This window comes from Wolbachia endosymbiont (group A) of Gastracanthus pulcherrimus, from assembly GCF_964028265.1.
GTDB lineage: Bacteria > Pseudomonadota > Alphaproteobacteria > Rickettsiales > Anaplasmataceae > Wolbachia > Wolbachia pipientis.
The window spans coordinates 1167640-1189931 of the sequence record NZ_OZ034763.1; the positions used below are offsets into that span (position 1 = coordinate 1167640).

Sequence of the window (22292 nt, forward strand, 5' to 3'; positions counted from 1 at the left end):
AAACTTTTCAGAAAATCCATAGGAGGGTTTGCTAATGAAGGTTCTTGAGTTGACGCCATTGCCAGAACGACTGCTTGATTTAAGGGTAACGTTTTAACCATAAGGTCACTAACTCCTTAATATGTGTGTTCATAATTTGATTTTCCACGAAAGACATAATAGCAATAACCAGTGTAAGTTAAAATGATTGGTAAAAGCGGTATTATAACAATGAGCATTAAAGATAAACTTGGCCCAGAAGCAGCTGCATCCAGAATGGTATATTGAAAAGGTATAATCCATGGGTAGATACTAATTCCTAAACCTAAATATCCCATAAAAAAAATAGCAATACTGAGAAAGAATGGACGGTACTCCCGTTTAGTATTCTGAAGATCAAACCACAGCATGAAAAATAGCCAAGATGTGAGTAATGGAATAGAAAATAAATAATAAAAATTTGGCATACTAAACCAAAAGTTTTTAATACGTTCATTTAAAAATGGTGTCACTACACTCACTAGTCCCATGAAAATACCTACAAAACCAAGCGTATAAGAAGCAACCTTGCGTGCCCATTCTTGTGTTATATTTTCTGTCTTCATTATGAGCCATGTAGAACCTAAAAGTGCATATCCAAATATCACAGCAATGCCTGTCATTACACTAAAAGCACTTGCCCAATCAAATTGGCCACCAGAAAAGTTGCGTCCGTTTACTTCTACACCATGTATAAATGCACCTAAAATCATGCCTTGGCAAAATGCAGCACCAAGTGACCCAAAATGAAAGGCATAATCCCATAATCGCCTGTATTTTCCTTCTGCCTTAAAACGAAACTCAAAGGATACTCCGCGCACTATAAGGCCAAGCAGCATAATAATGATTGGAATATAAAAAGCAGGCATTAATATTGAATATGCAAGAGGAAAAGCAGCAAACAACCCTCCACCACCCAATACCAACCATGTTTCGTTTCCATCCCAAAATGGTGCAATTGAGCTTATCATGTGATCACGGCATTTATCTGACGGTGCAAAAGGAAGTAAAATACCAATACCTAAATCAAACCCATCCATTAAAATATACAGTAAAACAGCTATGGCAATTAGTAATCCCCAGATTAGGGGTAAATTAATTAAGGAAGAAAAATCAAACATGATTGTTGTCCTTTCCAGATGTACCAGCATCAATCACTGAAGCTCCAATACCGTGTTTATAAAATTGCTCTTCTTCTTTAATGACAGGAATTCCTTTGTATATAAGTTTCAGAATATAGTAACTACCTGCTCCAAATATAAGGGTATACATAACGATAAATGCAATCAAAGACCATGCAACCTGAGGACCGGTAATCGCAGATGAAAATGATTCAATTGTGCGCATAATTCCATATACAGTGTAAGGTTGACGGCCAATTTCAGTAGTAAACCAACCTGCAAGTAACGCTATGAACCCAGACGGCATCATTGATATCCACCATCCATGTAAGAAACAACTTTGGAATAATTTGCCACGAAGATACTGTATAACACTTACTGACCCAATTATGATCATTAAAATTCCAACTCCAACCATTATACGGAAGGACCAGAATACCCATACTACAGGTGGTCTATCTTCTTTTTTCCATTCCTTTAATCCTTTTACTTCTCCTAAAAAATCATGTGTTAAGATCAAGCTGGCAAGATTAGGAATTTTTATCTCGTAGTGATTAATTTCATTTTGCTGATCCGGATAAGCAAATAAAAGTAAGCCAGCCCCTTTTTCGGTTTCCCATATACCTTCCATTGCAGCAATCTTAGCAGGTTGATGCTTTAGTGTATTTAATCCATGCCTATCTCCCATGAACAGCTGAAATGGTGCAGCTAAAGCTACCATAATGGTTGCCATACCAAGCATAATTCTTGCTTGAGGAGCATGTCGTTTTCTCCAAAGATAAAATGCTCCTACACCACCAACCACAAAAGCTGTTGTAAGATAGGCTGCTGTTACCATATGAATAAAGCGATAAGGGAAAGAAGGATTAAAAATAATCTCTAACCAATTGGTTGGATATAGGAGACCATTCTCACCAATCGTGAATCCAGCGGGTGTTTGCATCCAACTGTTGGCCGCAATAATCCAAAAAGCTGAAATAAGCGTTCCCACTGCAACAATACAAGTAGAAGCAAAGTGCATACGAGAACTTACTCTATTCCATCCAAATAGCATAATACTCAAAAAAGATGCCTCCAGAAAAAAGGCTGTTAAAACCTCAAAGGAAAATAGAGGGCCGAGAACATTGGCTATGCGGTCAGAAAAAATCGACCAATTGGTACCAAGTTGATATGACATTACAACTCCAGATACCACTCCCATGCCAAAAGCAACGGCAAAAATCTTGATCCAGAATTTATAAACATCACGGAAACGTGTATCACCAGTCTTAAGCCAACACCATTCCAAAAAGGCTAGAAAACTTGCAAGCCCGATCGTGAAAGCAGGAAATATAATGTGAAAGCCTATTGTGAAGGCAAACTGAATTCGAGCTAATAATAAAGGATCAAATTTAAACATTTTACCTAATACCCATGTATTACAAATAATAGCCAAATCTGCCTATAATTCAATCCATTTTTTCACAAAATTGACCTTATCCAGAAAAAGTAGAGAGAAAGTTAAGACGTTTTTGTCATGAGAATAAATTGTGCAGGAATACAACTGTTCTCCCTTGTCATACCGTCACGGTATCTCTAGATCCCGCTAACACGTAGCGGAATGACGATTGTCAGGCCAGCGCCCCTATGATGTCATCCCAGTGCTCCTTTTTTTGTCATCCCAGTGTCAGCTACTCGGATGACATCATCCTTTTTTTGGGATTCCAGCGTCACGCGCTGGAATGACACCTTCCGTATAAACATTAAGAAATTTACTAAGCGGAGAAAAAGGCAAAAGAAGCCCCGTGGTTGGCTAATTACTTACATTATACTTTCAAGTATGGCGTTTTTTTATTCTAAACGTTTAATAACCGCGATTCAGCTACTTTTAAACCGCAACTAATCTAAATTATAAACGTTAAGAAATTTACTAAACAGAAAAAAAGGCAAAAGAAACCCTAGGGTAGCTAGTTATTCACTATCCATTTTTTAAGTTGGCGTTTTTTTATGTTTTAAACGCTTTATAAGCGCGTTTCAGCTTATGTAGGTAGAAATTTTATAAGACATAAGGTGCACATAGTGCAAAAAATTAAACATGAGACGCCAGATACGTGAGTTTTTTTGTCATTTAATCTGTACAGAGAAGATAAATAAATAGCTTCAGTTTCATGATAAGGGGGTTGGCGAAGGGTGTCAAGTAACTTTTGCATTTAATCCATTTCTATGGCTTATATGATAATCGTTATTGTAGTATAATTTAGAATAATGCAATAGATACCTAAATGTTTTAGCTATTAATTATATGTTGCACAAAAGCATATATTGCCCTACCATCCAAGTAGGTTAGAAATAAAGAGGTTTTTATGAGTTTTACTTTACCTGAATTACCATACGATAAAACAGCTTTGGAGCCTTATATATCTGCAAAAACCTTAGATTTTCATTATGATAAGCACCATAAAGGATATTTAAATAAACTCAACGAGCTAGTTGAAAATACGGATTATCAACATGTAAAAATTGAGGAATTAATAACAAAAGTGCATGGTAATAGCGGCAACTTGCCTATATTTAATAATGCAGCACAAGTTTGGAATCACACTTTTTATTGGAATTCAATGAAAAAAAATGGTGGTGGTAAGCCTAAAGATGGTAGTCTTCTAGCAAAAAAAATTCAAGACGATATCGGTGGCTTTGATAAATTTTATGAAGAATTTTCGAGTCATGGAGTAAGCCATTTTGGCAGTGGATGGGTATGGTTAGTGCTCGAAAAAGGTAGGTTAGGAAAGCTCAAAATCACCAAGACTCCAAATGCAGATTTGCCAATAATTTATGGCCAAGTGCCACTACTCACTATGGATGTGTGGGAGCACGCCTATTATTTAGATTGTCAAAACCGTAGAATTGACTACATAAAAGTTTTCCTTGACCATTTAATTAATTGGGATTTTGCAGAAGAGAATTTAAAAAAGAACACATAAGATGAATGTACCCCAGGTAACAAAATTAGATAATGGTCTGCGCATAATAACTGAGCAGGTGCGTGATGTTGATTCCGTAGCTTTAAGCATACGAGTTGGTGTTGGCAGTAGAGCGGAAAGTGCAAATCAAAATGGAATATCCCATTTTCTAGAACACATGGCTTTCAAAGGGACGAAGACAAGAACTGCATTTGAAATTGCAAAAGCTTTTGATGACATAGGTGGGGTTTTCAACGCCAGCACTGGTAGGGAAAGCACCACCTATTATGCAAAAGTCCTCAAGAAAGACATAAAAACTGGTATTGATATATTAATAGATATATTGATGAATTCCACGTTTCCAGAAGATGAATTGGAACGTGAGAAGGGTGTTGTAATACAAGAGATTTTTCAAACTAATGATTCACCAAGTGACATTATTTTCGACAAATATTTTGAGGCAGCTTATAAAGACCAACCATTTGGTAGGTCAATCTTAGGCACGCAAAATACTGTAAAATCTTTTACTCGAGGAGATCTAGATAATTACATAAATGAGCATTACTTTGGTGAGAATATGCTATTTGCCGTTGCAGGAAATGTTGAACATGAAGAAGTTGTTGCATTAACCAAAGATTTTCTCTCAAAGATTCGTTCTAAAAAGCTGAAAAAAAGCCAAAATGCGAGCTGTACTGGTGGTGAGTATTTGGAACATCGTAAATTAGATCAGGTACACTTGCTAATTGGTCTACCTAGTGTTTCTCGCCATGACGATAAATATCACACGTTTCAAGTGCTTGATTCTATATTAGGGAGCGGAATGTCATCACGTTTATTCCAGGAAGTAAGGGAAAAGCAGGGATTAGCTTACTCTGTTTATTCATTTAATTCCAGCTATACTAATACAGGAATGTTTTCCATTTTTGCTGGTACAGACAGTAGTAACTTAGATAAGCTTTTAAAATCTATAACGACAGAGTTGAAGAAGTTGTCTACAGATGATCTGAAGGAAGAAGAAGTAAATAGAGTGAAAGAGCGAGTAAAATCCCAAATTTTAATGTCACGCGAAAGTGTTAGCTCACGTGCTGAAACATTGGGACACTACTACGGTAACTATAATAGGTACATCAGTAAAAATGAATTAATAGAAAAAATTAGTGCAGTTACCACTGCTAACGTAAAAAAAGCAGCAGAAGAATTGTTATCTCAGCATGAAAAAACCACTCTAGCTGCAATTGGAGAAATTGAATCATTGCCAAGTTACGATAAAGTGGTTTCTATGCTTAAAGCTTAGTGTACTTTAATTATGTTGCTTAAGCTCACTAAAAAGTTCAATGAACGGTTGCAAAATCCTTTCTATAAAAAGTTTGCTTTCTGGTTCATCGCGTATATTACTTATCAGTTTATTCAAAGTTTTCTCGCTGTTTCGTAAAAATAAATAGCTTTCTACTGCTTGCACACCAGACAAGACAGTCAAAATTCCTCCTATCACTAGACAAGCAGCTATAGCAGGTACGGTACCCACTGCAATTGCAGTTGCGATTAATGATAACCCAGCTAAGAATGTAACGGCTGAAACGCAAAACGCTATTTGATGTTTTTCTTTATTGTTAACCATAAATACCTCACAAAAACTATATTTTTAACATACCAGTGTTGTCATGTATTGTCAAGTTTTTAAAGAAGATTAAAAAATGCAACGCACATGTGCAAAAAACGCTAACTATGGATTAGCCAAGGAAGAAAGAGTAGGAAGAGGAAGGCTTTTTCTGTTTTAGGGAATATAAAATAAGCGTAGAAAAATATGAACTAGGTGTATAATTCACAGTGTAGTGGTGTCTCACTAATCCAATTATTTTTCTCCCGATCTAGCCTATCATCTAATATAGCCTGCCTTATTGATGCCATTAACTTATTCATAAAGAAAATATTATGAATGGTAACGAGCGTGTAAGCCAGGAGCTCTTTAGCTTTCAGTAAATGGTGTATATAAGCTCTTGAATGTTTTCTGCAGGTAAAACATAAACAGTCACTTTCAATTGGGTTGTTGTCCAGCTCAAATCGTTGATTCCGCAAATTAATATGCTCTTTGCACTTTGAAGAAATAGAATTTCTGTTTTTTACTTTAACAAGTGCGCCACCATGCCTTGCTAAGCGGGTTGGATGCACGCAATCAAACGTGTCAATTCCAAGCTCTACTCCGCGAAAGATGTCCACAATTCCACCAATACCAAGCAAATGAGTAGGCCTGTCTTTTTTCAGGTGGTCCATAGTGAAAGAAACTACATCATGCATCTGCTCTTTACTTTGACCAAGTGATCCACCTATTGCTTGACCAAAAAATGGCAAATCGTTGATAAAATCACAACTTTCTCTACGTAAATCTTGATACACTCCGCCTTGACTAATTCCATACAGTGCCTGCTTGCCATTATTGTTTTTTTCAAATTCATTTAAAGAACGTTCAGCCCATCTGTGGCTCATGAGCACTGATTTTGCTGTGTATTCTTTGCTTACGTGAAATGGAGTGCATTCATCTAAAACTAGGATTAAATCTGCACCTAATTTCTGTTGAATTTGTACAGATTTTTCAGGAGTTAAGCAATAAATTTTACCATTAATGTAAGAACGAAAAATTGCCCCATCCTCATTAATTTTGATCAAAGTTTTTTGTTTTTTTCTTATTCCTTTTATCTCTTCCGAAACTGATCCGTGGCCTAAGCTAAATATCTGATATCCACCTGAGTCAGTTAGCATTGGCCCATTCCATCCTATCATCTTGCGCAAACCACCAAGTTTTGCAACAGTATTCTCTCCTGGTTGAAGCATTAGGTGATGGGTGTTGGAAAGTATGATTTGGGTACCAGCTTCACTTATTCTTTCAATATCTGCAGCTTTAATTGCAGCTTTTGTTGCGCAGAATATAAAAGCGGGGGTTTCTACGCTTCCATTTGGAGTTTTAATTGTTCCAACTCTTGCAGAACCTGATTGCTTGATTCTCTTGAATGAAAATTCTTCTTTCATCTATTTGCCTGAAAGTTCTGTTATGATGTTTTCTACTTTCTCAGGAGTAAGATTTTCATAGAAGTCATTATTGATCTGCACAACGGGAGCATTAACGCATGCACCTAGGCATTCAACTTCTTTTAAAGTGAACAAATTATCTTTAGTAGTCTCACCGATATTGATTCCAAGTTTTTTTTTAAAGGTATTTAAAACTTCTTCACTATTGCACAACCAGCAAGGAGTTGTTCTACAAATTTGTATTAGATATTTGCCTACTGGTTTTAAATTATACATGGTGTAAAAATTTGCCACTTCATATACACGAATATGTGGAATATGCAGCATATCAGCAACATAACGCATAGCAGATTCAGAAACCCATCCGCATTGCTCTTGAACCAGATATAGTAAAGGCATAACAGCACTACCTTCTCTACCTTTGGGATACATCTCTATAAACTTTCCCGCTTTCTTGAGGTTTTCTGATGTAAAACTAAACTGCTCTTCTTTTTCTATCATTCATGAGACTCGTGTAAACTTTAACAGATTATACCTGTAGAACCAATGATTGCAATTGTTGGTTTTTTGAGAAATAGCATAAAGCTTCTTAGCCCTCTTCAAGCTTATATTTACCTTTTAGTATAAAATATTATATTAATTTTTTAATTTTAGTTAAAATTTTCATTGACATTAACACACAGGAGTAATCATAATAGCATTTTATTAATATTTTAAATAAAATTATGTCTATATTAAGAAGATTACTCGGGATCAACTCAAATACACCGGAAATTAAAGAAGCGATAGGTTTTAATCCAACAAACGTAGAATTAATTGAGGGGAATGGAGTTGCTTACGGACTCAGCTATCAAGATAATGGTAATGGGAGCAGTAAAGTAAAATTACTTATTAGTCCATTATATCAATCAAAAACATACGAATGTGGTACAAATATCAGCGTAGCAAATGAATTCAAAGATCAATTATCTCTCACATTAATAGAAGATTCAGCTGAAATAGATAAAGTTGGAGTTATCTTTCCTGAAGAAGGAATTAGCGAAGAAGGAGAAAAATGCGTTAAAGGCTTATCTTTTAACACTTACGGAATTAAACAATCAGTTAATACTCCTTCAGTTGAACATTTAGATAAAAGAAAATTACAAAAGAATATTGATAATAATAGTCTTGCAAATGTGGGCAATAGTTACTTTCAACCAAGAGCAGTGAAAGTTGGTAATGGTGACGTAATTGTAATCGCCCATAACTTAAAGGATCAAACTTTAGTTTCTTGGTACTTAAAGTCAAGCGAGAGCGGAAAATTTAAGGTATTGACTGGAGAAAAAGGTGTTACAGAAAGAAAATTGTTCAATTTTGATAATCAGGGGCAATTGGCATTAAATGGAAACACGATGCTTTATTCGCAAGTGAGCAAAAGGATTACTAAGGAAAATCAAGAGGTGAGAAAAACACGTATTTTTAAATTTGATATGGCTAAAGTGATTCAGGGTCTGAAGGATGGAGTTAATGGCTTTTTACTTGGTAATCGAAAAGGTCAAATAGATAATAAAGCACTATCTCTTTCTAGAGAACATGAAATAAGCTTTTTGCAGTATGTTGAACAAACGGAAGGAAATGATCTAGTTGCTTTTCTTGAAAATGACCAATCAGCTAATGAGCAGAGGTTACATATAGCAACTCTACTTAAAAATGGATCAGTGTCAGATTTTCCTATCTATCAATTTACAGATCCTATAGAGCAATTATATATTAAAGGCAACGGTCAGGGTGGTTTTATCGTAACTGCGGTAAGTGGAGAAAATATTGTAACTTTTAATCAAAACGGCTCTGGAAAATCTTCTGAAGCAACAATAATACCGGCAAATAGCATCAAAACTCTCAGTGATTTTGTTAATATCATTAACGGTCGATTAACGCCAGATATTATTTCTAGTAGTACCGTGGCTCCTATAACTGTTGCAGAAACGGTTGTGACTTCTAAGAAAACGCCGACTGCTGCAATTACTAGCACAGCAGAAACCGACGCTGTGAAGACTACTAAATTGACAACGGAAGCCGTTGCACCTACTTCTACAATAAGTAAACCTTCAACGGAGTCAACGACAGTAGCAAAAACAACTACTACTTCACAAGCGACCACGGTTGCTACAACGTCAACTAGTGTGCCGATAGTAACTTCAGGGACTGAGACAAGTACTGTAAAACCTACAGCAGCGACTGGTGCGTCGACTTCTACGATGAGTAAACCTTCAACAGAGTCAACGACTCAAACAAGTACAGTAACAGTGAAGCCAACAACAGAAGCCGTTGCACCTACTTCTACAACGAATAAACCTTCAACAGAGTCAACGACTCAAACAAGCACAGTAACAGTGGAACCAACTGCGCCAACAACAAGCTCAGAGAAAACTACACAAACAGTATTTAGTATACCAAGTACTAGAACAAAAGAGTCAACAACTCCTATATTCACCACGACTTTACTTCCTCAGTCTACTTCTTCACCACAACCTACTCAACTTGCTATAGGGTCTAATAAGGCAGGAATGATAGGGGGATCTTTGGTTGGAGCAATAGGTATTGTTGGAATTATAGGATTCATAGCATATAGATATGTTAAGGGTCGTAATGCTTCTCCTGTATTAGAACTAACTGATTTGGGTTATAGAAGGCGATCATCTTCAAGTAGCGATGAAGAAATTTTTACCACTGGTAACAGAATGCGAACTATATATCAATCTGAAACAGTGCTAAATAGTATATCAGTAGAAAGTAGTAGTCGATCAAGAAGTAGCTCATCGTCTTCAAGCGGTGGACCAGGCTCTTGACTAACTGAAGCGGAGTCTAAAAGTGAAAAAAGCTTATCTTGGGATAGTGATGATGTGCCGGAATATCACCTTTAGCTATTTGTCTAAATGTTTTTAATATGTAGACTGTTAGGAAATTGTCTTTTGCTTTTGTGATTTTCATGTTAAAGTACAATTCCTGGGTGAAATAAGTAGCTGCTGTTGTGTGATAAACATAGCAGAGGAAAGTCCGGGCTCCAAGGAAAAATAGTGACGGGTAATGCCCGCCGGAGGTAACTCCAGTTATAGGGCTACAGAAAATTACCGCCTAAAATATTTTTAGGTAAGGGTGAAAAGGTGTGGTAAGAGCACACCATGGCAATGGCAACATTGGTAGTCGAGTAACCAACACTAGGAGCAAGATTAAATAGAAGTAGATTTTATGTTTTCCTCATATCTACTCGGGTAAATCGCATGCGGTAAATGGTAACATTTACTCCAGATAAATAGCTACATAAACAGAACTCGGCTTATATTTCACCTAGGCGTTCACATGATACGTGCGATATAAGCCATGCTATATTTAAATGTGTAGGCATTTCATGCGTTGTCCTTCACTTGTTCTGCTTGATAGCCATCACTACTTTCGCCTACATTAACATTAGAATATTCATCATCATCAATATACTCTTTCAGAACATACCCTCTGCCCCAAACGGTTTCTATGTGGCTTTTTCCATCATTTGCACTTTCAAGTTTCTTACGTAATTTGCACATAAAAACATCAACTATCTTGTTATCTGAAGGTTCATCTAAGCCATTGTAAAGATGATTTAAGAACATTTCTTTTGTTAATACTGTTCCTTTACGCAGTGCTAGCAATTCTATCATAGAATACTCTTTATTAGTAAGGTGAACCGTTTTACCTTTCACCTCAACAATCCTGTGATCAAAATTGATATTTATATTACCAATCTTTATCACCGATTCAGGATGGCCTTTAGTACGACGCACTATGGCCTTAATTCGAGCTAATAACTCACTTTTATGAAATGGTTTGGTTAAGTAATCATCGGCACCATACCCGAGTCCTTTAGCTTTGTGATTGACAGCGGATATACATGAAAGTATTAAGACAGGAACTTTGATTTTTGCACTTCTTAGTCTTAGCAATATATCATATCCGTCAATATCACCAGGCAAGTGTATATCTAAAATAACTAGGTCATAGTAATCTCCGTTTGAGGAAACCATATTATTGTTATAATCTTGTGCAGAAGTAACAACGTCACAGAAATGTCCATCAGAAGTTAAGGCGTTAACCACAGTCTTTGCACTTACTTGATCATCTTCAATTAATAATATACGCATATTTTACACCCCATAAATAATTTATAATTTTAGTAATATATATAACTAAGGAAAGTAATAAATCAAATTTTTATTAACAAATGATCAAAATTACACTTATTAATTAATAGTAAATATATTGTTCCAAAGTTATATAAATAGATCTAAAATATAATAGACATACCATGATAGTAATAATATTTTTAGTAAATATTGAATTAAAGTTACTATTATTAAAAGAATACTTCGGTTAATAAATATTTAACTATTCTATATGTCTGTGTTATATTTTTAATTTACTTATCCTACTATTTTAAAGTATAAGTAATATTTTCAGGAATATTGTGTGGCAATATCAATTTTAGGTGCTGGTGCATGGGGTACAGCAATCGCAATTTCATTAGGTAGTAAGAAAGATGTGATTTTGTGGACTCGCAATGAAACTACATTTGAATCAATCAACGGGAAAAGAGAAAGTGACAAGCTACCCGGTTGTCGAATTTCTGATAATGTGTCAGTAAAATTGGCTATTGAAGACACAATTAATGCTTCAGTAACAATCCTCGCTGTTCCCACTCAGTCTCTGAGGAAGGTATGTCAGCAATTGCATAATTGTAATCTGAAAAAAGATGTAGCAATAATTTTAGCTTGTAAGGGAATAGAAAAGTCTACATTAAAATTACCTAGTGAAATAGTAAATGAAATTTTACCTAACAATCCTATTGCTATTTTTTCAGGTCCTAGCTTTGCTGTAGAAGTTGCAAGAAAATTACCCTATTCAATGGTTCTTGCATGCCAAAATAACACATTAGGTTCAAAGCTAGTATCAGAGCTGCAACAAGAAAATGTTAAATTGGAGTTTAGTAACGACATTATAGGAGTACAGATTTGTGCAGCGTTAAAGAACGTTTTTGCTATAGCGTGTGGGATTGTTCTAGGTAGTAAACTTGGGTTTAATGCTCATGCAGCATTGATTACGAAAAGTATGAGCGAAATTAAGGCTTTATACTCAGCAAAAATTGGTGACGGTAGTGTGGATATAAATACACTACTTGGGCCAGCATGTCTGGGTGACCTAATTATGACATGCACATCCTTGAATTCAAGAAACTTATCTTTTGGGTTTAAAATAGGTAATAGTGACAATGGCTTTAATGTTCAGCAGATTTTGTCAGAAGGCAAGTCAGTGATTGAAGGTTTTAGCACTGCTGAGTCCATATTTAATTTAGCAGGAAAGCTAAAGATAAAAATGCCTATATGTGAAGCGGTCTATAGATTATTGTATGAAAGCGCCTCTATAGAGGATACTATTTCTGTTCTTATAAGTTAATTTTGTATTTGGATATATTGTGAAATTTTTATATAAATTAATATCAACGTGGTGGCTGTCTGGAACAGTAAAAAAAATGCCAGGTACTGTGGGTAGTTTGGCTTCTTTTCCGCTTGTTCCTGTAATCCTGAGCAACAAAATTTTAGGTGCAGCAATTATTTCTTTTTTATTCTTAATTGGATTATGGTCTACAGGTAATTATATAAAACATTACAAGACTTCATGTGATCCAAAAGAGGTAGTAATTGACGAAGTGGTTGGTCAATTGCTGACGATACTTTTAGTTTCGATATTGTTAAGCCAAGAGATGAATTGTTCTTCATTGTTGTTGTGCTTTTTTTCTTTTAGGTTTTTTGATATAATAAAAACGTGGCCTATAAATTTAATCGATAAAAATACCAAAGGTCCTTTAGGTATTATGCTAGATGACGTTATAGCTGCAATTTTAGCCTGTGTTCTTATAGGAGCCTTTTATTGTTTATTGTTGGTGTATGCAGGATAAAAAAATTTATTATTCAAGCTTAATTGTTCAAAATCTAAAGGATTATATACTGTACACAGCGAATTTATCTGAGTGGGAAGTACACGATGAATTTGATAACATCATATTTACAATAAATGGTACCAGGGAGTCATTATTTAATTTTGTGTTCTGTGGAGATCAATGTACCGAGCTTTCTATACAAAAAACTCTAGATTATCTCAGAACAAGAGATATAGAAGCAACATGGGTAATAAATTCACATATGAAAATAAGAGATATTTTAGAAAAGTGTGAAATAAAACACGTTAGCACACCAAAAAAAGCTTTACTTAATATGAAAAATTACTTTTTACCTGCTGATGTTATTCCAAACTTGAGGTTAAATGCTGTGAATGGTAGCAACCTCTTAGAACAGTTAGATCTACACACTTCTAAAATTTTTTATCATGGCGTTGGAATTGTCAGCACATTTTTTCGCGGATTATCAAATTATGATGATAAGAACTCAAGATTAAGATTTTTTCTTGTAACACTAAATAATGAAATTATTGGGACATGCGGTCTTTATGTTCAAGATAGCGTAGCTGGTTTTTATAGTGATGGAGTTTTACCAATTTACAGGAATCGTGGAATAGGTACCCAAATGGTTTTAGAAAGAATAAAGATAGCTAAACAGCTTGAATGCAAATATATAGTAGCACATTGTATGAAATCTTCTGTGAACCTTTATAAGAGATTAGGCTTTCAAATGTTAGGCAACCTTTACTTATATACCTCTTCAGCATAATTCTGAGCGGTTACAAATTTTTACATTTGTTTTAAAAGTGCTATGTTTTTTTTGTATGAAGTGGTTTTAATATTGATTCTAATATTATTCTTTCTCTCTTATTCTAAATTAAAAATTAGTAATAAGATTAAGAACTTACAGCATCAAAATGTTATCATAAATAATTTAATTGATACTGTGAATGATGGGTTTTATATTTGGGATGCAAAAAAACGTATAGAAAAGTTCTCTCCCAATTTACTAATTTTGCTTAATACTGTTTTTTACTCATTTAATGAGTTTGTGAATTTTTTTGAGCAATCAGAAAGCTTAATCAAAAATTTTGTTGAGGCAAAGGAAATAAATAAATCTTTTACTCTAGATTTAAAGTCAAAAGACAGTGAGGTTTATTGCATATGTTACGGTAGAAGCATAATAGATGATTCTAACAATGTGATAGGTGTGCTGTTATGGATAAGGAATGTCTCAGACTGTAAGATAAAGGCTAACGGACTTGAGTTAGAAAATAGTAAGCTTACACAGGAAGTGGAGAGCTATAAAAACGTTTTCAACTCTTTACCATTTCCAATACTAAGATATAACAAGAGTAGAAAGGTGGAATTTTATAACTTGTTTTATGATAAATATGTAGATGGTTCTAAGAAATTTGCTATTACCGGTAGCGCTCATAGCACAAAACCAGGAAGACATGTCATAACTTATAAGAACGAACCTAAGGTTTTCGATTTTGTTAAAATTCCAATACAAGGTTCTGGTAGCATAGTAATGTATGGGAAAGATGTTAGTGATGCAGAGAAATTATATACTGAATTAAACAGTTATTTAGCTACACAGAAAAATTTGCTTGAGAGGTTACCGGTTGCTATAGTAATATATAGTAAGAATCAAAAGCTAAAATTTTATAATAATGCTTTTATAAAAACCTTTCAATTTGACCCAAAATTTTTGGCATCTTACCCAACTTATCATGAAGTTATGCTTTACCTCTGCGAATCTAAAAAGCTTTTAGAAAAAGAGGATTTTCAAACTATTAGTAATCAAAGACATGAGTTGTTCAAAAAATTATTTGAATCGTATGATGATACGATGCATTTCACGAATGGAAAAGCGTTCAGGGTATCAACAATACCCTACGCTTCGGAAGGTTTGCTGTTCTCTTACGAAGAATGCAAAAGATAATACTTAAACTCCTTCTCTCTCTACCATGAGCTGTTTTACTTTCGCTATTGCTCTTGCTGGATTAAGTCCTTTAGGACAAGTTTTTGTGCAATTCATTATTGTATGACAACGATACAACTTGAATGGGTCGTTTAAAACATCAAGTCTTTCACCTGTCTTATTATCACGGCTGTCAGCAATCCATCTGTAAGCTTGTAATAGTATTGCTGGTCCTAAAAATTTATCACTATTCCACCAGTAGCTTGGGCAACCAGTCGAACAGCAAGCACATAATATACAGTCGGACAAGCCATCTAATTTTTTTCTATCTTCAGAAGATTGAGAGTATTCTTTATTTGGTAGGGCAGGCTTATCTGCTTGTAACCAAGGTTTAATTGATTTGTATTGCTCATAAAATTGGCTCAAATCCGAGACTAGGTCCTTTATTACATACATGTGAGGTAATGGATATATTTTTACGTCACCTTTTATATCATGTATAGATCTAGTACATGCAAGAGTATTGGTTCCGTCAATATTCATGGCACAAGATCCACATATGCCTTCTCTACAAGAACGTCTGAAAGTTAAAGTCGAATCTATTTCATCCTTTATTTTTATTAATGCATCAAGTACCATAGGGCCACAACTATCCATATCAATAAAAAATGTGTCTATTCTAGGGTTTTTCTCGTCATCAGCAGACCAACGGTAAATTTGAAATCTTCTGATGTTTTTTGCTCTAGCAGGAATAGGATAAATTTTGCCCTTTTGATTAATTTTAGAATTCTTTGGCAAAGAAAACTGAACCATATCACTTACCTTTTATTGTTTATAGCTAAAACCCTTTGTAGATAACATATTTTATTATCATCTACTATATTTTTATTAAATTCCTTTTAAATCGCACACATATTGTAGCCAAGCGAAGCTAAAATCTCTCTTTCTAGATTTTTCATTATAATTTCTTCATCTTTTTTTTGGTGATCATAACCAAGTAAATGCAGTAATCCATGCACTAACATGTGTGCAATGTGAGCAAGAATGGGTATATAATACTCATGCGATTCTCTTTTTATTGTGTCTATTGAAATTGCTATGTCTCCTAAATCGCACTCATTAGACAATTGTTCATACGGAAATGATAGTACGTTAGTTGGCTTATCCATTTCTCTAAATTTTAAATTAAGTTGATGTAGCAAGTCATCATCAGCCAGAGCTATTGATATATTTGGTTTATAGTGGTCTATTTTTAATTCTTTTAGAGAAGCATTGATGACACCTAATACAAAATTTTTAGGATTTTCTATAATGCTGCACCATTTCTTGTCAAGAATATTTACTTCTAACATGAGTGACACATCAGTAAGGGTGTCATGCAAATAGCTGACACTGGAATCCAAAAAAGAAGAGTTATAGACCCTTGTGTCATGTACACAACTGTACGAATATTGTACACTAGAAGGATGTCATCCCAGTGCCTAGACACTGGGATCCAGGAATTTCGATTAGACATCAAGTTAGTGAATATAAAAGTAGCTAATCTTATATTAAAACACAACGGCTTTAATGTGGTTGCATTAAGGCTGGATTCCAGTGTCAAGCACTGGAATGACACCTTTGTGTTTGATGCAAAATCGGCTATAACGTTTAATGCACTGCCTTCGAGACAAATATTCATACAGCTGTGCGTTGTGTGCTGAGATGACATCATTTAGGAACTGAAATGACAGGTATTACACATCACTCATCCTTATTATTTCATTCCATTCAATTTCCGAAACTGGGGCAATTGATAAACGTGGTTGTTTTAATATAGTCATATTTTTCAAAAGTGGGTTTTGTTTTATATTATTTAACGTTACTTGGTTATTTAAAGGTTTCAAAAACTTTACATTCACTAATCCGAACTTGGGATCATTAACATGATAATACTCTTTAAATACTTCAACGATTCCAAGTATTGCTTTCTCTTTACCTGTATGATAAAAAAACGCAAGATCGCTTGCTTTCATAATTTTCATGTAATTTTGAGCTTGATAATTGCGCACACCATCCCACTCAACTACCTGATCCTTTTCCATTTTTTGCCATGAGTATTCACTTGGCTCTGACTTGAGTAGCCAAAATTGCATCATTTTTTTCTTCTTAAGTAAGCTGGTATATCATAGATATTGCTGCCCCACTTAGCTCCTTCGCTTACCTGTTCATCTGGTTTTGTTTCCAGTGTTTTGTCTTGCGTACTTTCACTTTGACTATATGGCCACTTAAATTTCTCTTTCTCTGAGTCTTCGCTCTGACTTATAGGTGAAGTTTCTGATTTATTATTGCGACCATCAATGCCAGTTGCAAGAACAGAAACTCTAACTCTTCCCTCCATCGCTTGATCAAAAGTAGCACCAAATATTATATTTGCATTTTCATCTACTTCTTCACGCACTCTATTGGCTGCAGCATCAACTTCAAACAGAGTCATATCTCCGCCACCAGTAATGTTAATTAATATTCCTTGCGCACCTTTCATTGATACATTATCAAGCAATGGATTAGATATTGCAGCCTCTGCAGCGCTAATTGCTCTATCTTCTCCTTCTGCCTCTCCGGTGCCGATCATCGCTTTGCCCATCTCGCTCATTACTGTTTCTATATCAGCGAAGTCAAGATTGATAAGCCCTGGCATGACCATCAAGTCAGTTACTCCTCTGATGCCAATGTGCAGAACATTATCAGCAAGTTTAAATGCATCAGAAAATGTAGTTTTTTCATTTGCAATTCTAAATAAATTCTGATTTGGAATGACAATAAGTGTATCCACGTATTTTTGCAGTTCTTCAAGTCCAAGCTCTGCAATGCGCATACGGCGCACACCTTCAAAACCGAACGGTTTAGTTACAACTCCAACAGTCAATATCTTTTTTTCTTTTGGCGCTCTATCCTTAACTGCGGCTCTTGCTTCTCTGGCTGCTTTTGCAATTACCGGTGCTGCACCGGTTCCAGTACCACCGCCCATTCCTGCTGTGATGAAAAGCATATGACTATCTTTTATATGCTCCATAATCTCATCAATTGACTCTTCTGCTGCACCTTTGCCAACATCAGGCAAAGCACCAGCACCAAGCCCCTTAGTTAAATTAATGCCAAGCTGAATTTTTTTATCACATAACGACTTTTCTAGTGCTTGAGCATCGGTATTTGCGACAACAAAATTCACTCCTTGCAAATTAGATTGGATCATGTTATTCACAGCATTTCCACCAGCACCACCCACTCCCACAACGGTAATCCTTGGGTGTAATATAGGCAACTCCGGCAGACTAAGATCAATAGACATTTAAATTACTCAAATTTAGCGAATTCACTTGATAATAAGTTACCGCTTTTTTAATAATATGCAAATACTTTTCACTTCTATAGGCGTAAACAGTAAACGGGACTTACTTATTCTTAACATTTACACTAATAAGTGCCGTTAATTATAATAACTAGATTCTTAAATGACATCACTTAACCGATGCAAAAAATAGAAAATGTTTATAAAAAGGGACAGAAACCTATCCCTTTTTATTTTGTTGAAGATTATTATACTTCCTGATCTTTCCCTTTCGATGCTTCAACTGCAACATCTTTTAATTTTGAGGCAACTTGATATGTTCCATAAACAGCAGCAACTGCAGCAATTGCCATTATGGCACCCGCAACTATCTGACCAGCAACACCTGTTCCGATAAATCCAGGTAATGAAGCAGCTATTGCTTGATTTGTTCCAACAAAGTAACTGGCAGTCTTAGCAAGAAACCCAGAAGCTTCTGCTGCACTAACAAAGCCTGCTTTCATATGCACTGCTGTAAAGACAACACTTGCAACTGCAAGCGGAAATAATGCTGTTCTCCCTTTATTATGCATAGCGTACTGACCAGCTCCACCAGCAGCACCAGGAATTCCCCAGTATTTTTCAGCTCGTATATATCCTTCTGAAATAGCATGAAAAATGCCATCCCCTTTTCCATACTCATAATTTGTTAACGCCATAAATCTACTCCTTAAATAGAATGTTAGAATTTCATTAAGGAAGCATATAGTAAAAAAAATTGCCTGTCAAGTAAACTAATTTTTTAATATACCTTTATTCTGTAATTGAGCGCTTCAGCAATGTGTGCTCTTTTTACTTCTTCACTTTTTGCAAGATCTGCAATAGTTCTTGCAACTTTTAATACGCGTGTGTAGCCTCGATTGGAAATGTAATTTTCTTTCAGTACGTATTTTAGCAATTCTAACCCTGCCTGATCTGGTTCAGTAAATTTATTAAATGCTTCACCGCTTACTTCTGAATTGCAACGAATATTTAATTCACTATAGCGCTCAGTTTGAACTTTTCTTGCTGCTATCACTCTTTCTCTTATGATTTTAGTACTTTCTCCCTCCACAGAGATTTCAGGAGAGAGTATGCTAACGTTTGGCATTTCAATGCATATGTCTATTCTATCAAGCAATGGGCCTGATATTTTGTTTTTGTAATCTGTGCCACACTTTGGAGCTTTGTTGCACGATCTGCTTGCATCACCTAAATAACCGCACCTGCAAGGGTTCATTGCAGCAATCAGTTGAAAATTTGCAGGGTAGGTTATGTGAGCATTTGCCCTTGCAACGGTAACTTTTCTATCTTCAAGTGGTTGGCGCAGAGAATCAAGCACAAGTCTTGGAAATTCTGGCAACTCATCAAGGAATAACACGCCATTGTGAGCCATGGTAATTTCTCCAGGTTTTGCATTCTTTCCTCCCCCTATCATCGCTGGCATAGAGCATGAATGATGAGGTTCACGAAAGGGACGAGTTACTTTGAATATTTCATTACCAGTTTTTGTTATGCTGGAAATAATATTAACATCAATCATCTCCTGTTCGGTTAAATCAGGCAGCAATCCTATAAAGCGCTTAGCAAGCATTGATTTTCCAGTACCAGGAGGGCCAACAAGAAGCATATTATGCCCACCTGCTGCTGCAATTTCAGCTGCTCTTTTTGCAACAACTTGGCCTTTGATATCCTTCATATCGGGAACCAATCTTTTTTCTTTGGGTGCATCACTATAATTAAAAATTACTGGCTGAATTAATTGCTCACCCTTAAAGTGTCTGATAATATCAGTTAATTTCTCTATAGCCAGAATTGAAACATTCTTCACCCATACAGCTTCTACACCATTTCCTCTCGGGCAAATTACTCCTTTATTGTCCTTTTTTGCATTAATTGCTGTTGGCAGCACTCCTGAAACTGGAATAACTCTGCCATCAAGGGCAAGCTCACCCATAATGATATAAGACTGAACTTTTTCAACTGGTATCACATTCATTACAACAAGTAGTCCAATAGCAATAGCCAAGTCATAATGACTGCCTTCTTTCAGCAAATCCGCAGGGGAGAGATTAACTGTAATTCTTTTTGGAGGTAGTAGTAGATTGATTGAATTTAACGCTGCTCTGATGCGCTCTCTGGATTCTGCAACAGTTTTATCCGGCAAGCCAACAATATTGACTGCTAGTACAACATTGCATAATTCTATTATGGCTATTTTGATCAAAATTTGCAAGACTTTTTATGCGAAATACTATATACAAGTGATTGTGATTGATTTCAATTTGATGAATTAACATTCTAATAATATTTTGCTTAGTCTGCCAATCCACTTGATCAAGCTTTGATTCAACACTTGAGGAAAAGTTTTTCAAGCTATCTGTAACAAGGCTCAATTCTTGTTGTAGTTTTTTTTGATCAAGCGTTCTTTCTTTCTCTTCTTCAATTTCTTTCAAATGCTGTTTCATTGTTGTGATTCTTGGTTCAAATTCTTCTTGGCTTATAAACCCTTTAGCATAGCTATCAATAAATTTTTTGATACTTAATCTTAACTTACTTTCTTGCTTTTCACGTGTTTGATTATGTAAAGGTTTTTTGTTCTCTGATAATCTACGTTGATATTCATTTGCAATCCTATCTGGCTCTTTCAAGATACTCTTGACTTCTTCCCATATAACTCCATCTAATATATCAGTGCGTATTGATTTATTATCGCAGATTTTATTGCCATTGAATTTGCTAGAGTTTGTACCAGAGCAACGATAGTAATAATATGTCGACTTTTTATGAACGTGGTTTGTACCACAATAAGTATATTGACAACGTTGACATACCATTAAACCTTGCAATAAATATGTTTCTCTTCTTTGTCGTACTCTTGCTCTTTGCCTATTTTCAGTTAGTTGTGCCTGCACTGAATCAAATAAATGCTCATTGATTATTTTTGGTACTGGAATATAAGTCCAATTCTCTTTATCACTATTAAAGCGACCACTTTTAAGTTTACCACAAGTTCCTTTTTTTGATTTTTTTACTTGTGGTTTTGAGCATGTCCTAGTTTTACCATAAGCTGCTTGTCCTATATAAGCAGGATTTTTTAACATGTTCCAAATAGTGCTCCTTTTCCAATACCTTTTTCCTGTTCTTGTTATTACCGGTATCTTATTCAGTTCATGTACAACTTCTCCTATACTTGCTCTTTCTTGGCCAACCCGACTAAATATTTTACGCACTATATTTGCCTCTTCTTCATCAACCTCAAATTGAGCACTTCCTTCACCTACATGTTTTGCTATGTAGCGATAACCGTAAGGCGCCCTACCCATCACACTTATACACCCAGCTTTGGCCGCATGAAGTTTACCTCTACGGTTTCGTTCCATAATCTTTGCACGTTCATACTCTGCTATTGCTCCCTGAATCTGTAGAAATAAATGGGAATCCGGATTATCATCAAACTTATGATTCAAAAATACTATTTCAGATCCAGCCTTTTTAAACTCTTCGAGTAAGATCATTTGATATGAAAATTTACGTGATAGCCGATCAGGTGAATGAATATATATCTTATCAATCTTACCTTCTGCTACTCTATCACGTAAATTTTCTAAGCCAGGACGTTCTAAATTTGATCCACTATAACCATTATCGACAAACTTATGCTCATCTAATAACTCATGTCCATCACTACCAATGCGACGCTCCAATTCTACAATCTGACTCTCTATCGTATTCTCCTGTGCCTGTTGTCTTGATGAAACTCTTGCATACAAGCTTACGGTTGTCATTTTCTTCTACCTCCTTTGTTTTACATTTCAATAATTGTTCATAAGCATCTGCTAGATATGTATCTGCCAATCGATTAGGCTTATAACCCCAATAAATAGCCAACTCTCCTTTTTGCATGTTTTTCTTCCTGTGAATTTTTTTATAGGTTAGGAGACTT

21 protein-coding genes and 1 other RNA gene are annotated in these 22292 nt (G+C 35.4%); 9 read left to right on the forward strand and 13 right to left on the reverse strand.

Going from position 1 to position 22292, the window contains the following annotated elements; translation table 11 throughout:
* Positions 1-116: 116 nt before the first annotated feature.
* Both cydB and ABWU47_RS06070 read right to left on the reverse strand, forming a co-directional pair.
* The gene (cydB, locus tag ABWU47_RS06065) at positions 117-1139 is read right to left on the reverse strand and encodes a cytochrome d ubiquinol oxidase subunit II (protein WP_010962802.1); all 1023 of its coding nucleotides are present in this window, start codon (positions 1137-1139) and stop codon (positions 117-119) included.
* The gene (locus ABWU47_RS06070; RefSeq protein ID WP_006280502.1) at positions 1132-2538 is read right to left on the reverse strand and encodes a cytochrome ubiquinol oxidase subunit I; all 1407 of its coding nucleotides are present in this window, start codon (positions 2536-2538) and stop codon (positions 1132-1134) included. The genes cydB and ABWU47_RS06070 overlap by 8 nt, the downstream gene beginning before the upstream one ends.
* A 943-nt stretch (positions 2539-3481) precedes the next feature.
* On the opposite strand from ABWU47_RS06070, the gene ABWU47_RS06075 reads away from it, so the two are divergent.
* Both ABWU47_RS06075 and ABWU47_RS06080 read left to right on the forward strand, forming a co-directional pair.
* Complete coding sequence (locus ABWU47_RS06075; protein WP_006279402.1) at positions 3482-4099, forward strand: superoxide dismutase; 618 nt, start codon at positions 3482-3484, stop codon at positions 4097-4099.
* Between the two features lies 1 nt (position 4100).
* The gene (locus tag ABWU47_RS06080; RefSeq protein WP_077188233.1) at positions 4101-5372 is read left to right on the forward strand and encodes a M16 family metallopeptidase; all 1272 of its coding nucleotides are present in this window, start codon (positions 4101-4103) and stop codon (positions 5370-5372) included.
* Positions 5373-5378: 6 nt separating this feature from the next.
* On the opposite strand, the gene ABWU47_RS06085 is transcribed toward ABWU47_RS06080, so the two are convergent.
* The 3 genes from ABWU47_RS06085 to nuoE all read right to left on the reverse strand — a co-directional run bounded on the left by ABWU47_RS06085 (position 5379) and on the right by nuoE (position 7603).
* A complete protein-coding gene (locus tag ABWU47_RS06085; protein WP_010082444.1) occupies positions 5379-5696 on the reverse strand; it encodes a hypothetical protein in 318 nt (105 codons plus the stop codon).
* 191 nt (positions 5697-5887) lie between these two features.
* Entirely contained in the window at positions 5888-7102 is a 1215-nt protein-coding gene (gene tgt / locus ABWU47_RS06090) for a tRNA guanosine(34) transglycosylase Tgt (RefSeq protein WP_353285631.1), read from the reverse strand.
* Positions 7103-7603: an NADH-quinone oxidoreductase subunit NuoE gene (gene nuoE / locus ABWU47_RS06095; protein ID WP_010962799.1), complete on the reverse strand. Its 501-nt coding sequence runs from the start codon at positions 7601-7603 to the stop codon at positions 7103-7105.
* Positions 7604-7827: 224 nt separating this feature from the next.
* Between nuoE and ABWU47_RS06100 the strand changes: the two genes are divergently transcribed.
* The gene (locus ABWU47_RS06100; RefSeq protein ID WP_077188235.1) at positions 7828-9930 is read left to right on the forward strand and encodes a hypothetical protein; all 2103 of its coding nucleotides are present in this window, start codon (positions 7828-7830) and stop codon (positions 9928-9930) included.
* Positions 9931-10087: 157 nt separating this feature from the next.
* Positions 10088-10437: RNase P RNA component class A (gene rnpB, locus ABWU47_RS06105), an RNA gene on the forward strand.
* Positions 10438-10488: 51 nt separating this feature from the next.
* Here rnpB and ABWU47_RS06110 read toward each other — a convergent pair.
* The gene (locus tag ABWU47_RS06110; protein WP_006280099.1) at positions 10489-11259 is read right to left on the reverse strand and encodes a response regulator transcription factor; all 771 of its coding nucleotides are present in this window, start codon (positions 11257-11259) and stop codon (positions 10489-10491) included.
* A 325-nt stretch (positions 11260-11584) separates the two neighbouring features.
* Between ABWU47_RS06110 and ABWU47_RS06115 the strand changes: the two genes are divergently transcribed.
* Genes ABWU47_RS06115 through ABWU47_RS06130 form a run of 4 tightly spaced genes read left to right on the forward strand, consistent with a single transcriptional unit; the run spans position 11585 to position 15018 of the window.
* Positions 11585-12568, forward strand: a complete 984-nt coding sequence (locus tag ABWU47_RS06115) for an NAD(P)H-dependent glycerol-3-phosphate dehydrogenase (RefSeq protein WP_006280098.1) — start codon at positions 11585-11587, stop codon at positions 12566-12568.
* A gap of 19 nt (positions 12569-12587) precedes the next feature.
* On the forward strand, positions 12588-13070 hold the full coding sequence (locus tag ABWU47_RS06120) for a phosphatidylglycerophosphatase A (protein WP_006279290.1): 483 nt from the start codon (positions 12588-12590) through the stop codon (positions 13068-13070).
* Entirely contained in the window at positions 13060-13839 is a 780-nt protein-coding gene (locus tag ABWU47_RS06125; protein ID WP_006280097.1) for a GNAT family N-acetyltransferase, read from the forward strand. Before ABWU47_RS06120 ends, ABWU47_RS06125 begins: the two co-directional genes overlap by 11 nt.
* 42 nt (positions 13840-13881) lie before the next feature.
* The gene (locus tag ABWU47_RS06130; RefSeq protein WP_077188236.1) at positions 13882-15018 is read left to right on the forward strand and encodes a hypothetical protein; all 1137 of its coding nucleotides are present in this window, start codon (positions 13882-13884) and stop codon (positions 15016-15018) included.
* A gap of 3 nt (positions 15019-15021) precedes the next feature.
* On the opposite strand, the gene ABWU47_RS06135 is transcribed toward ABWU47_RS06130, so the two are convergent.
* A complete protein-coding gene (locus tag ABWU47_RS06135; protein ID WP_010082472.1) occupies positions 15022-15810 on the reverse strand; it encodes a succinate dehydrogenase iron-sulfur subunit in 789 nt (262 codons plus the stop codon).
* A gap of 86 nt (positions 15811-15896) precedes the next feature.
* Positions 15897-16349, reverse strand: coding sequence for an rRNA maturation RNase YbeY (gene ybeY, locus ABWU47_RS06140; protein ID WP_010082473.1), 453 nt, complete (start codon positions 16347-16349; stop codon positions 15897-15899).
* A gap of 24 nt (positions 16350-16373) precedes the next feature.
* Here ybeY and ABWU47_RS07115 point away from each other — a divergent pair, with 24 nt between their 5' ends.
* Positions 16374-16700 (forward strand): hypothetical protein, encoded by a 327-nt coding sequence (locus ABWU47_RS07115; RefSeq protein ID WP_236514572.1) that lies wholly within the window; start codon positions 16374-16376, stop codon positions 16698-16700.
* Between the two features lie 33 nt (positions 16701-16733).
* On the opposite strand, the gene ABWU47_RS06150 is transcribed toward ABWU47_RS07115, so the two are convergent.
* The 5 genes from ABWU47_RS06150 to ABWU47_RS06170 form a co-directional block, all read right to left on the reverse strand.
* Entirely contained in the window at positions 16734-17132 is a 399-nt protein-coding gene (locus ABWU47_RS06150; protein ID WP_077188253.1) for an EVE domain-containing protein, read from the reverse strand.
* Positions 17132-18328, reverse strand: coding sequence for a cell division protein FtsZ (gene ftsZ, locus ABWU47_RS06155; RefSeq protein ID WP_077188238.1), 1197 nt, complete (start codon positions 18326-18328; stop codon positions 17132-17134). Before ftsZ ends, ABWU47_RS06150 begins: the two co-directional genes overlap by 1 nt.
* A gap of 248 nt (positions 18329-18576) precedes the next feature.
* Positions 18577-19026, reverse strand: a complete 450-nt coding sequence (locus ABWU47_RS06160; protein ID WP_077188239.1) for a hypothetical protein — start codon at positions 19024-19026, stop codon at positions 18577-18579.
* A gap of 83 nt (positions 19027-19109) precedes the next feature.
* Entirely contained in the window at positions 19110-20582 is a 1473-nt protein-coding gene (locus tag ABWU47_RS06165) for a YifB family Mg chelatase-like AAA ATPase (protein ID WP_077188240.1), read from the reverse strand.
* Entirely contained in the window at positions 20503-22134 is a 1632-nt protein-coding gene (locus tag ABWU47_RS06170; RefSeq protein ID WP_077188241.1) for a recombinase family protein, read from the reverse strand. Before ABWU47_RS06170 ends, ABWU47_RS06165 begins: the two co-directional genes overlap by 80 nt.
* Positions 22135-22292: the final 158 nt, after the last annotated feature.

What these genes read in the sequence shown, in the direction of transcription:
- ABWU47_RS06075 (WP_006279402.1), top strand. Translation starts at nt 3,482, where the DNA reads ATGAGTTTTACTTTACCTGAATTACCATACGATAAAACAGCTTTGGAG.
- ABWU47_RS06160 (WP_077188239.1), bottom strand. Translation starts at nt 19,026, where the DNA reads ATGGCGTTAACAAATTATGAGTATGGAAAAGGGGATGGCATTTTTCAT.
- ABWU47_RS06170 (WP_077188241.1), bottom strand. Translation starts at nt 22,134, where the DNA reads ATGACAACCGTAAGCTTGTATGCAAGAGTTTCATCAAGACAACAGGCA.
- ftsZ (WP_077188238.1), bottom strand. Translation starts at nt 18,328, where the DNA reads ATGTCTATTGATCTTAGTCTGCCGGAGTTGCCTATATTACACCCAAGG.
- ABWU47_RS06080 (WP_077188233.1), top strand. Translation starts at nt 4,101, where the DNA reads ATGAATGTACCCCAGGTAACAAAATTAGATAATGGTCTGCGCATAATA.
- cydB (WP_010962802.1), bottom strand. Translation starts at nt 1,139, where the DNA reads ATGTTTGATTTTTCTTCCTTAATTAATTTACCCCTAATCTGGGGATTA.
- ABWU47_RS06135 (WP_010082472.1), bottom strand. Translation starts at nt 15,810, where the DNA reads ATGGTTCAGTTTTCTTTGCCAAAGAATTCTAAAATTAATCAAAAGGGC.
- nuoE (WP_010962799.1), bottom strand. Translation starts at nt 7,603, where the DNA reads ATGATAGAAAAAGAAGAGCAGTTTAGTTTTACATCAGAAAACCTCAAG.
- tgt (WP_353285631.1), bottom strand. Translation starts at nt 7,102, where the DNA reads ATGAAAGAAGAATTTTCATTCAAGAGAATCAAGCAATCAGGTTCTGCA.
- ABWU47_RS06110 (WP_006280099.1), bottom strand. Translation starts at nt 11,259, where the DNA reads ATGCGTATATTATTAATTGAAGATGATCAAGTAAGTGCAAAGACTGTG.
- ABWU47_RS06150 (WP_077188253.1), bottom strand. Translation starts at nt 17,132, where the DNA reads ATGCAATTTTGGCTACTCAAGTCAGAGCCAAGTGAATACTCATGGCAA.
- ybeY (WP_010082473.1), bottom strand. Translation starts at nt 16,349, where the DNA reads ATGTTAGAAGTAAATATTCTTGACAAGAAATGGTGCAGCATTATAGAA.
- ABWU47_RS06070 (WP_006280502.1), bottom strand. Translation starts at nt 2,538, where the DNA reads ATGTTTAAATTTGATCCTTTATTATTAGCTCGAATTCAGTTTGCCTTC.
- ABWU47_RS06085 (WP_010082444.1), bottom strand. Translation starts at nt 5,696, where the DNA reads ATGGTTAACAATAAAGAAAAACATCAAATAGCGTTTTGCGTTTCAGCC.
- ABWU47_RS06130 (WP_077188236.1), top strand. Translation starts at nt 13,882, where the DNA reads ATGTTTTTTTTGTATGAAGTGGTTTTAATATTGATTCTAATATTATTC.
- ABWU47_RS06125 (WP_006280097.1), top strand. Translation starts at nt 13,060, where the DNA reads ATGCAGGATAAAAAAATTTATTATTCAAGCTTAATTGTTCAAAATCTA.
- ABWU47_RS06100 (WP_077188235.1), top strand. Translation starts at nt 7,828, where the DNA reads ATGTCTATATTAAGAAGATTACTCGGGATCAACTCAAATACACCGGAA.
- ABWU47_RS07115 (WP_236514572.1), top strand. Translation starts at nt 16,374, where the DNA reads ATGCAAATAGCTGACACTGGAATCCAAAAAAGAAGAGTTATAGACCCT.